Annotated in this window: 10 protein-coding genes; 8 read left to right on the top strand and 2 right to left on the bottom strand. The window is 72.0% G+C overall.

Annotation, left to right across the window (positions count from 1 at the left end):
- A partial coding sequence (locus D455_RS0110630) for an endonuclease V (protein WP_017570706.1) occupies window positions 1-689 on the bottom strand: 689 nt, incomplete at its 3' end.
- A 198-nt stretch (window positions 690-887) separates the two neighbouring features.
- Here D455_RS0110630 and D455_RS0110625 point away from each other — a divergent pair.
- From D455_RS0110625 to D455_RS0110610, 4 genes are read left to right on the top strand one after another with little or no spacing between them, the layout of a single operon-like run.
- Entirely contained in the window at window positions 888-1,697 is an 810-nt protein-coding gene (locus D455_RS0110625; RefSeq protein WP_017570705.1) for an ATP-binding cassette domain-containing protein, read from the top strand.
- A complete protein-coding gene (locus tag D455_RS0110620; protein WP_017570704.1) occupies window positions 1,684-3,795 on the top strand; it encodes a YhgE/Pip domain-containing protein in 2,112 nt (703 codons plus the stop codon). The genes D455_RS0110625 and D455_RS0110620 overlap by 14 nt, the downstream gene beginning before the upstream one ends.
- Window positions 3,796-3,844: 49 nt before the next feature.
- Window positions 3,845-4,510 carry a TetR/AcrR family transcriptional regulator gene (locus tag D455_RS0110615; RefSeq protein ID WP_017570703.1) on the top strand — a complete coding sequence of 222 codons (666 nt, stop codon included), beginning with the start codon at window positions 3,845-3,847 and terminating at the stop codon, window positions 4,508-4,510.
- Between the two features lie 16 nt (window positions 4,511-4,526).
- Complete coding sequence (locus tag D455_RS0110610; protein WP_017570702.1) at window positions 4,527-4,922, top strand: DUF3592 domain-containing protein; 396 nt, start codon at window positions 4,527-4,529, stop codon at window positions 4,920-4,922.
- A 133-nt stretch (window positions 4,923-5,055) separates the two neighbouring features.
- On the opposite strand, the gene D455_RS0110605 is transcribed toward D455_RS0110610, so the two are convergent.
- A complete protein-coding gene (locus D455_RS0110605) occupies window positions 5,056-6,159 on the bottom strand; it encodes a hypothetical protein (RefSeq protein ID WP_017570701.1) in 1,104 nt (367 codons plus the stop codon).
- 320 nt (window positions 6,160-6,479) lie between these two features.
- Between D455_RS0110605 and D455_RS30020 the strand changes: the two genes are divergently transcribed.
- The 4 genes from D455_RS30020 to D455_RS0110585 all read left to right on the top strand — a co-directional run bounded on the left by D455_RS30020 (window position 6,480) and on the right by D455_RS0110585 (window position 10,700).
- Window positions 6,480-9,074 carry a nitrate- and nitrite sensing domain-containing protein gene (locus D455_RS30020; RefSeq protein ID WP_449289306.1) on the top strand — a complete coding sequence of 865 codons (2,595 nt, stop codon included), beginning with the start codon at window positions 6,480-6,482 and terminating at the stop codon, window positions 9,072-9,074.
- Window positions 9,075-9,239: 165 nt separating this feature from the next.
- Window positions 9,240-9,692 carry a roadblock/LC7 domain-containing protein gene (locus D455_RS0110595; protein WP_017570700.1) on the top strand — a complete coding sequence of 151 codons (453 nt, stop codon included), beginning with the start codon at window positions 9,240-9,242 and terminating at the stop codon, window positions 9,690-9,692.
- Window positions 9,693-9,700: 8 nt separating this feature from the next.
- Window positions 9,701-10,138 carry a DUF742 domain-containing protein gene (locus tag D455_RS0110590; protein WP_017570699.1) on the top strand — a complete coding sequence of 146 codons (438 nt, stop codon included), beginning with the start codon at window positions 9,701-9,703 and terminating at the stop codon, window positions 10,136-10,138.
- Complete coding sequence (locus tag D455_RS0110585; protein ID WP_026122508.1) at window positions 10,119-10,700, top strand: GTP-binding protein; 582 nt, start codon at window positions 10,119-10,121, stop codon at window positions 10,698-10,700. Before D455_RS0110590 ends, D455_RS0110585 begins: the two co-directional genes overlap by 20 nt.
- Window positions 10,701-10,859 lie beyond the last annotated feature (159 nt).

Here is a 10,859-nt window from a genome sequence, read left to right as displayed (position 1 = left end):
CGGTACTTCGGCGACAGCCGCAGCACGAGCTCGGCCGCGCCCTCCAGGTCCACCCGGTGGCCGACGGACACGTAGACGGGTTTGACGCCCCTGCGGGTGCGCAGCACGCGCCCGAGGACCTCGCCCCCCTGTTCGGCCAGCGCGAACGAGTCGGGTACCACCTCCGAGCGCCCGGCGACCATGGGCGTCCACGATCCCCGTTCCTCACCGGGTGCGCTGTGCCTGCCGAACAGCACCGACTTGGCCGAGCCCACCACCGGCAGGTCCAGGAGCACCCCCAGATGGCAGGCGACCCCGAAGCGGCGGGGGTGCGCCAGGCCGAAGCCGTCGCACAGGTACACGTCCGGGGTGACCTTGAGCTGCCCCAGCGCCTCCAGGACCGGTGGTGACTCGCGGAACGCGAACAGCCCCGAGATGTAGGGGAAGGACGGCTCGGAGGCGATGGCCACGGACTCGACCACCTCCAGGGTCCGGACGTCCATGACCACGGCCGCCGCGGAGAGCGCCGTGTTGTCCTTGGCGTAGCTGACGTCCAGTCCGGCCACCAGCCGCACGGAGTCCACGTCCAGCGGCTCCTCGCGTACCCGGTCGGCGAGCCTGCGCTGGAGCGCGACGGCCTCCTTCGGGTCGCTGGGCCAGTTCTCCGGGTCGTCCAGGACCCGCGCGACCCGTTCGGAGATCTCCGACACCCTGTTCCTCCCGTTCGTCCGACGGTTACGAGACTCCCATCCAATCCCACTACCCCTCCCGCGCGGCACAAGCCGGGCGGCCCGCCCCGCTGTGCGACACTCCACAGCTCTCGTTGCCGGAGCGGCCCTCAGGAGCGCTGTAGGGTGATGTCCGCAGTTTTGCACTGACTGGTCAGTTCAAAAACGGAGGGTCGAAGAATGCGCCGGGCCACAGGAGCTCGCGTCGACGCCGAGGGCGTCGGGCTCGTCACCAGGGAGGGCCCCGTCTACACGGGGGTGGGGTTCACCGCGCGCCCGGGCACGCTCACCGTCTTCCAGGCGGACTCGGGGGGCGGGCGCAGCGCCCTGCTCCTGACGCTGACCGGCAGGATGCGTCCCTCGGAGGGGAGCCTCCACGTGGACGGGCACGCCCTGCCCCGGTACGCGCGCCGGGTCCGCCGGACCAGCTCCCTCGGCCTGATGGACGAGGTCAACCCCCTGGACGAACGGCTCCGGGTCCGCGAACACCTCTCCGAGGGGCTCCTGCTGCGCATGCGTCCCGCCGGGCGCGGCCTCGCCGACGAGGCCATGGAGGCCGCCGGTCTGGGCGGGCTGGACCGGCGGTCGTTGGTGCGGGAGCTGTCCATGCTCGAGAGGCGCCGCCTCGGGGTGGCCCTGGCGCTGTTGGACGAACCCCGGTTACTGGCCGTGGACGACGTCGACGGCGGCCTGGCCCCCGAGCACCAGGCGGAGCTGTGGGGCACGCTCCAGGGGCTCGCGGACGGAGGGCTGACGGTGATCGCCACCTGCGCCGACGCCGACGGGCTGGAGGGAGTCGCCGGAAGCGACACCCAAGGCCCGATCCCCCTACGTCAGGAGGACGGCGCCACGCGCGCTCCTCGCGGCACCGGCGGCGCCTCCGCCGCGGCCCCGAAGACCGCCGGACGCCGCGAACGGCGCCGGCGCCACACCGGCCCGGGCATCCTGCGCGGAACCCGGAGGAAGGACGGTCACCATGGCCGGGCGTAGACGTTCGCTCTCCCTGACGCGCCCCTTCGCGGTGCCCCGGCTCGGGCTCCTGGGCGTGCGCTCCTTCCTGCGCTCTCCCCTGCCCGCCGCCGCGCTGGCCGCGCTCCTGCTCATCCCCCTGCTCTACTCGGGGATGTACCTGTGGTCGTTCTGGGACCCCTTCGGGAGGATGGAGCGCCTTCCGGTCGCCCTGGTCAACGAGGACGAACCGGTGGAGGTCGACGGCCGGACCATCGACGCGGGGGGCGAGCTCACCGACACCCTCCTGGAACGGGGGGACCTGGACTGGCGCCTGGTGGACGCCGAGGAGGCGGCGCGCGGCGTGGCCGACGGCACCTACTACGTCTCCCTGACCATCCCCTCCGACTTCAGCGCCGACCTGACCTCACCCTCCCGCGACCGGGAGTCGCCCTCCCCCGCGACCCTGGAGGCGCACTACAACGACTCCAACAGCTTCATCGTCCGGCAGTTGGCCGGAAGCGCGTTCCGGGAGATCCAGAGCGCCGCCGCCGCTTCCGCGATCAGCGACTACCTCGACCGGATCTTCCTCGGGTTCAACGAGATCCACGGTCAGACGAAGGAGGCGGCCGAGGGGGCCGACGACCTCTCCGAGGGCGCGGGCGAGGCCGAGGAGGGCTCCTCCGACCTGGCCGAGGGCGCCGACGAGGCGCACACGGGCGCGGACTCCCTCAGCGACGGCCTCGACGAGCTCCACACCGGTTCCCAGGGGCTGGCCAGCGGTGCCGGGACCCTCTCCGAGGAGGTCTCGACCCAGGTGGAGAAGCTCGACGTGCTGGCCGACGAGTGGCTTCCGAACCTGGAGGAGGAGGACGTTCCCTCCATCCAGGAGCACGCCGGGAACGCCGCCGAGGTCACCGACGCCCTGGCCACGGCCCTGGAGGAGCTGCCGGAGGCCGACACCGCGGCGCTCACGGAGGTGGACGGGCGTCTGGCCTCCTACCTGGAGGACCATCCCCGTCTGGAGACCGAGTCCCCCGACCTGTACGCCCTGCTGCGCGACCTCCAGGGAGCCATGGACACCGCCCTGTCGGTGGCCGGGTTCGTCGAGGACAACCGCGACGAGATCACGTCGGTCGCCGAGGACGCCGCCGCGCTGAGCGAGGAGGCGGCGGCGCTCTCGGAGGACCTGCCCACGATGGTGGAGGACGCGGAGGCGGCCCGCGACAAGGTGGACGAGCTCGACGAGGGGCTGACCGAGCTGGCCGAGGGGGCGGTGCGGTTGCGTGACGGGCTCGGAGAGGCCTCCGACGGAGCCGCCGACCTGGACGAGGGGCTGGGGGAGCTCAGCGGCGGCGCCGACGAACTGCACTCGGGGCTGGAGGAGCTGGCCACGGGCTCCGACACCCTCGCCGAGGGGCTCGGAGAGGGTGCCGAGGAGATCCCCACCTACTCCGACCAGGGACGCGAGTCCGCCTCGGAGACCATGAGCAGTCCGGTGCGGCTGGACGGTTCCGTCTCCAACAGGGCGCCCGACTACGGGACCGGGTTCGCCCCGTTCTTCGTGCCGCTGTCCCTGTGGGTGGGCGCGATGGTGGTGTTCATGGTGCTGCCCGCGCTCTCCTCACGGGCCCTGGCCTCCTGCGCGCCCTCCTGGCGCGTGGCGCTCGCCGGGCGGATCGGCCCGCTCCTGATCGGCGTCGGCCAGGTGGCGGTCATGATGGCCGCACTGCACCTGCTGTTGGGGCTGGAGGCGCGGAACTGGCCCCTGTTGACCGCGTTCCTGGTGCTGACGGCCGCCGCGTTCGCCGCGACCGTGCAGTACCTGAACGTGGCCTTCGGCGCGGCGGGGCGCGTGGTGGCGTTGGTACTGCTGGTACTCCAGTTGACCTCGGCGGGCGGAACGTACCCGATCGAGACCAGCCCGGCCTTCTTCCAGGCCGTGGGCCCGTTCCTGCCGCTGCACTGGGGCGTGACGGCGCTGCGCCACATGATCGGCGGCGGCGATCCCACCCTGGTCTGGACGGCGTTCGGTGTGATGGGACTGTGGTTGGTGGTGCCGCTGCTGCTCACGTGGTGGACGGTGGAACGCAAGCGCGTGTGGACCATGAGCGCTCTCCACCCGGCGCTGAAGCTGTGACGTGCGCCCGTGTGACGGACGTAGCGCGTCCGAGACGAAGGCGGGCAGAATGGACCGAATGAGTGCGAGCACGTCCGACCGGCCGGTGAGCAGGCGCCGCGAGACCACCCAGCGGCGCCTGTTCGAGGCCGCGGTCGCGTTGATCTCGGAACAGGGTTACGAGGCCACGACCGTCGACGAGATCGCCGGGCGCGCCGGGGTGGCCAAGGGCACCGTCTACTACAACTTCGGCGGCAAGAGCGAGCTGTACACGGCCCTGATGGAGTGGGGGGTGACCCGCCTGGCCGACACGCTCAAGGGCGCGCTTCCCCCGTCCGGGTCCGGTACCGCCCCCGGCGAGGCGCTGACCGCCGTGCTGCGCGCCGGGGTGGAGTTCATCGGCGAGCACGAGTCCCTGGCCCGGCTCCTCATGGCGGAGGCCTGGCGGACCAACCGGGCCTGGTACGCCACGGTCCTCCAGATCCGCACCGAGGCGATCGGGGTCATCACCGGTCTGCTGGACGAACTGACCGCGGACGGGTCGCTGCCCCCGGACCTCGACACCGGTCTCGCGGGGTCGGCCCTGTTCGGCATGGTGGTGACGGTGGCCCTGGACTGGCGTACGCTCCGGCCCGACCGCCCCGTCGAGGAGGTCCACATGGCGCTGGCCCGTATGGTCGAGGGCCTGGTCGGCCCCGTGGCCTCCACCGGCGGGACGAGCACGCGCGACTTCTGAGAGGACACCCCCCGAGATGAGCGGTTTCTACCCCCTCCTCCCCCTGCTCGCCGGGATGGTCATCCTCTGGATGGTCACGCGTGACACGCGCGCCGAGCTGCGGCTGCGCCGTCACGGGATGCGCGCCAAGGGGCGGGTCATCGGCTACCACGAGACCTCCACGGCCTCCCGCATGATCGTGCAGTTCCGCACCGAGGACGGTCACGAGGTGCACGCCGAGCACGAGAGCACGGGGTGGACGGCCTCCCGGGCCGGGGAGATCGTGACCGTCGCCTACGACCCCGACGAGCCCCTGCATGCCCGGATCGTGTCCGCGCCGTGGTTGTCGAGCTACGTGCGGGTGCTGTTCGGCGGCCTGGGCGTCGTCCTGGTGCTCGCGGGGCTGCTGCTGGGTTACCTGGAGTGGAACTAGGCGGCGTCGACCTCCGCCCGCCCTGTTCACCGTGACCTCGTACCCATGGCCGGGTTCGACGGTCGAACCCCGTCGTAAGCACGGGACCGTCTCCGGGATCGGAGCACTCCGGTCGCACCGGCAACGTGTCCGGTCAGCCCACGGGGACGCCCTCACGCGGTTCGGCGTAGCGGACCAGGCGTGTGGGCAGGCCGCCGTCCAGGGTGGCCCGGGTGCGCACGCGGACCCCGCACAGCAGATCGGCCACGCCCGCGCGGTCGGGCCGGACCAGGGCGCTGCTGGCGTGCACCGCGAGCACGGCGAGCGCGTACCAGGGCAGGTCCAGTGCCACGAGGACGGCCACGGGCCCCTGGAGCAGGCAGGTGCGCGCCAGGACCCGCCAGTGGGCCGCCGGGCGCGGGGATCCGTGTTCGCCGAGCGCCAGTCGGACCGAGGCGCCGCCGGGGGTGGCGCGGTCGCGGCGCGTGTGCGGCGCGGCCACGGCGAGGGCGGCGGCCAGGCACAGCAGTGCGGCCGTACGGGTTCCGGCTCCGGGGTCCACGGCGCCGAGGGCGTACAGCAGGGCGGCGAGGGTGGCCGCGCCGAACCACCACAGGCCCAGATCGACCAGGGCACCGGTCAGTCTGCGTCCCGGACCGGGCACACCGCGGTCCGGGACGGCGGCGGGCCAGCCCCGCGCGAATCCGCCGAGCCGTGACCGGAACGCCCACCGGGCGACCAGCCAGCCGACCGGGGTCGCCGCGGCCCCAAGGAGCGCGAGCGCGGGTGAGGCGTCGGCGTAGGCACATGGGTACAGGCCCAGGACCCCGCTGGCGCGGAGGCCCACGACGGCTCCGGCCAGGGCCGCGCCGACCAGCAGGGTGGTCACCAGGCCGCGGCGGAAGCGGTGACGGGCCAGCAGTCCGACCAGGAGGAAGAGGGCGAGGGCCGGAGCAGCCTCCCGGAGGGCGGGAAGGTCTCCCGCGCCCGCGGCGCCCTCCGACCCGGGCCACCCGCCACCGGAGGCGTCCGCGCACAGGCCGTCGACGGAGGCGGGCAGCGGCCAGACCGCGTAGGCCGCCAGACCGATCCCGGTGACCAGCGCGGTCAGGGTGAACAGGCCCGGACCTCCCCGCGGGTGCCCGTAGCGGCGGTACTGCCCGCGCAGGTAGAGTGCCGCGCCGAGGACCACCGCCAGTGGCACGGCCGCGACCGCCACCTCCACGGCGGCCTGTCCCCCGCCGAACGGCTGACCCATGGTGTGCCCCCGCTCCTGCCGCGGCGTCGCCGCGTCCGGTCCCGGGCGCAACGCTAGTACGCTCTGCACCGACGTGTGCGCCGAACGCGGAAGATCTCCCGCGACGCCCCCGGTGGGAGAGGGCAACGGCGATCACCCGGAGCAGGACTTGCCATACTCTCCGCCATATGTGACGTTTGTCCTATTGTCACAATGGTTGACAGGAGAGAGCCCCCTCACCACCCACCCAAGAAGTGGACATTCTCGTCCTTCGTGGCAGACTGCCTCCACCACCCGGATATTTCAGCGTTTCACCGGCGAGATACGATCCCCACGCTGAAATGCCGCGTTTGTGGTTACCCTGCGGTACGTCCCGCGTCGAGAACCCCCGACGGACGCCGCCCGCGGGGCAGGAGACCGCGCACACGCGGGCCGGGGCGCGCCGACTCCCCCGGCGCCGCGGCCCCCACCCGAGAAGTCTTCAGACGCGGATCGACAGGAGAACCGTGCAGGCAGTACCCAAGCGACGCGGGCGGAGCATCACCTCCCGTATCCGCGCAATGGTCATGATCCCCACCACCGCCCTGGTGGTGCTCTGGCTGATGCTCACCGCCGTCCTCGCCGGTGACGCGGTGATCCAGCTCGTCCGCTCCAACGCCACCGACGAGCTGGTCACCCCCGCCGCGGTCGGCCTCGTGGACGTGATGCAGGAGCGCTCGCACACGATCGCCCACATCGCGCGCCCCGACGACGCCGACATCCGGCGGGAGCTGGAGGAGGCCCGCGGGGACACCGACTCCTCCCTGGGCGCGGTCGTCGACGAGCTGATCGGTTTCGCCGACCTCGCCCCCGGTGAGAGCGGCCACCACATCGAGATGCTGCACCTGCGGTACGGCGAGATCGACGGGATCCGCGACGCGGTGGACGCGGGTGAGCTCACGCGCGCCGAGATCCTCGACTACTACAACGAGCTGATCCTGCACGGCGCCGACAGCTTCGACAGTCAGGCCCGTGACGGCAACCTCGGGGACGCGGTCAGTCCGGGTTTCACCGCGACGTACGTGTTCCGCACCGTGGACCTGCTCTCCCAGGCCGACGCCCAGATCGCCCGGGCCTTCGCCAGCGACGAGCTGACCACGGAGGACCAGCGCGCGTTCACCGAACTGGTCGGCTCCTACCAGGCCCTGCTCGACGCCAACGACCACTACCTGGAGGGGCCGGGCCAGGAGGAGCGGGTGGAGAGCCTGCTGGAGAGCCAGGAGTACGCCGACCTGACCCGGATGCAGGACGAGATCATCAACCGCCAGGTGACCACCGAGACGGTCACCGACCCGGTGACCCTGGTGCCCACCGAGGTCCGTGACCTGTCCATGCCGGTGGACTACGCGGAGTGGTCCGGCGACTACGAGTACGTGCTCTCCGAGCTCACCGCGATCGGCGCGGACGAGGCCCTCCACTCCGCGGCCACGACCCGCGAGCAGGCCAACCAGGCCGTGCTGGTCGCCGTGGCGGGCAGCCTCGGCGTCGCCGCCGTCACCGGGGTCGCGTTCCTGCTGGCCCGCCGATCCTCCAGCAGGCTCACCGAGCGCCTGCTGAACCTGCGCGACGACTCCAACGACCTGGCCGAGCAGCGCCTGCCCGAGCTCATGCGCCGCCTGCACGAGGGCGAGCGCGTGGACACCGAGACGGCCCTGCCCTCCCTGGCCGTCGACGACGACGAGATCGGTGACGTCGCCCGGGCGTTCAACACCGCCCAGCGCGCCGCCGTCAGCGAGGCCGTGCAGCAGACCGAGCTGCGTCAGGGCGTCAACCGCGTGTTCCTCAACATCGCGCACCGCAGCCAGACCCTGGTGCACCGCCAGCTGCGTCTGCTGGACCGGATGGAGCGCGAGCAGGAGGACCCCGAGCAGCTGGCCCAGCTGTTCAAGCTCGACCACCTGGCCACCCGTTCGCGCCGCAACGCCGAGAACCTGCTCATCCTCGGCGGCGAGGCACCGGGGCGCACCTGGCACCGCCCCATGCCGCTGATCGACGTGCTGCGCGGCGCCATCTCCGAGTCCGGCGACTACACCCGCGTCAAGCGCGAGCGGATCGCCCGCGTCCACCTCAACGGACCGGCCGTCGCCGACGTCATCCACCTGGTCGCCGAGCTGGTCGACAACGCCGCCATGTTCTCCCCACCGCACACGCACGTGCGTCTGAACAGCGACGACGTGCCCAACGGCGTGACGGTCGAGATCGAGGACCGGGGCCTGGGCATGACCGAGAGCGAGTTGGCCTCGGCGAACGCGCTGCTGGAGGACCCGCCCGAGTTCGACGTGATGCGTCTGAACGAGAAGATGCGCCTCGGCCTGTTCGTGGTCTCCCACCTGGCGCACCGCCACGGGATCCGCGTGCACCTGCGCACGTCGCCGTACGGGGGCGTGCAGGCCATCGTCCTGCTGCCGCACGAGCTGATCTCCGGCGAGCGCTCGCCGCTCCCCTCCAACGAGAGCGACGAGCAGGTGTGGGACGTGCGCGAGATCCTCGACCGCTCGCCCGGCGAACTGAAGTCCGGCGAGGGCACCAAGCCCGTGCTGGCCTCGGTGTCCGCGCCCAAGGAGCCCGCGCCCGGGACGGACGCTCCCGCGGAGCGGGAGACCACCGGAAAGAGCGGTGACGCGGAGAGGGGCGAGGAGCCCGGTGACGCGGAGAGGGTCGAGGAGCCCGGTGGCGCGGCCTCCGACACGGCCCCGCAGGATGGCGACCGCGGCGGCCAGGACCTCCTCGGCGCGAACGGCGACCGCCCCCCTCTGCCCACCAGGACCCCGACCATCAGCGCGGTCCCCACTCCCGACACCACCTCCGACCCCGANGGGCGGAGGACGTCCGCCACTGCCCAAGCGGCGTCCCCAGGAGAACCTGGCCCCCCAGCTGGCGGCCGATCCCGCGGCTGACACAGGGCCCGCGGCGGGCGGCGCGTTCGCCTCGGGTCCGGCTCCGGACGGCAAGGAGCGTCTGGCGCGCCTGCGCCGGAACATGTCCGCGTTCCAGAAGGGGACGGACCGCGGACGGCGCGAGGGCAAGCAGCAGACCAACGACACCGACAAGGACGCGTAACCGTGACGAGTACTCCCGAAAGCGCCCAGCGTGACAGTGGAAGCGGCGCGGGCAAGGACATCGACTGGCTGCTGGACGAACTGCTCGACCGAGCCGTGGGCTCACGCCACGCGATCGTGCTGTCCGCCGACGGGCTGCTGATCGGCCGTTCCCGCGAACTGGTCAAGGAGGACGCCGAGCACCTGTCCGCGGTGGCGTCCGCGTTCCAGAGCCTGGCCCGGGGTACCGGCCGCCACTTCGGCGGCGGCGAGGTCCTCCAGACCGTCGTGGAGATGGAGAGCGCGTACCTGTTCGTCACCGGCGCCGGACGGGGAGCGTGCCTGGCGGTGCTGGCCGAGGAGAGCGCCGACGTCGGCCTCATCGCCTACGAGATGAACGTCCTGGTCGAGCAGGTGGGCCGGTATCTGGACGCCGCGCCCCGGCATGAGGGCGGCGCCGGGGAAGCCACGCGATAGGGGACGCCATGCAAGCGCACAACGAGTTGCCACCCGACGAGGATCCGCACGGTCTTCCGCAGCGCGACGCGGTCGGCGGCTACGACGACGCGGCGAACGGACAGGACGCCGGTCCCCTCGTACGCCCGTACGTGATCGCGCAGGGCCGCGACCACGCGGACACCGTGCGGCTGGACATGATCAGCGTCGTCATCGCGGCCAAGCGGGCCGAGGTGGACGAGATGGCGCTGGAACCGGAACAGCTCCGCATCCTTGAGCTGTGCCAGCGCCCCCAGTCGGTCGCCGAGGTGTCCGCGCACCTGGACATCCCGGTGGCCGTCGTCAAGGTCCTGCTCAGCGACCTGCTCAACCGCGGCCTCGCGTTGGCCCGCGCCCCCTACACAGCGAAGAGCCCGGTGAGCCGGGACGTACTCCAGGCGGTTCTCGATGGCATCCAACGACTCTGACCCCACACACGCGCCCGTTCCGTCGGCGCTGAAGATCCTGGTGGCGGGGGGTTTCGGGGCCGGTAAGACCACGATGGTCGGGTCGGTCAGCGAGATCGCTCCGCTGAGCACGGAGGAGGTGATGACCGAGGCCAGCTACGGCGTCGACGACCTGTCGGGGGTGGAGGCCAAGTCGACCACCACCGTGGCGCTGGACTTCGGCCGCATCACCATCAACGACCAGTTGGTCCTGTACCTGTTCGGAACCCCCGGGCAGGAGCGCTTCTGGTTCATGTGGGAGGAGCTGTCCGAGGGGGCCCTGGGCGCGGTCGTCATCGCCGACACCCGCCGCCTGGAGACGTGCTTCGCGGCGGTGGACTTCTTCGAGCGGCGCGGGGTGCCGTTCGTGGTCGCGGTGAACTGCTTCGAGGGCGCCCACAGGTACGAACCCGACGAGGTCCGCGACGCGCTGAGCCTGGACCCGGCGATCCCCGTGGTGCTGTGCGACGCGCGTGAGCGGGCGTCGGCCAAGGAGGTGCTGTTAACGCTGGTCAACCGGGTGGCCGAGCGGATGGCCGCCTGAAGTTCTGGCCGGAAACGTCGCTGGTGTGACCGGAGTGCTCCAACCTCGGATGATCCTGTACTCGTAGCGAGGTCGGAGCGCCGAGACTCGCTACGAGTACGAGACCACGGCGGATGAGGCCGGGCCGGTGGGTCCTTCCGGTCAGAGCGCCGTGGCCAT

It is taken from the genome of Nocardiopsis halotolerans DSM 44410 (assembly GCF_000341065.1).
In the GTDB taxonomy this organism is placed as follows: Bacteria; Actinomycetota; Actinomycetes; order Streptosporangiales; family Streptosporangiaceae; genus Nocardiopsis; species Nocardiopsis halotolerans.
The sequence above is the reverse complement of the archived record's forward strand: the minus strand, read 5'-3'. Positions and strand labels throughout refer to the sequence as shown.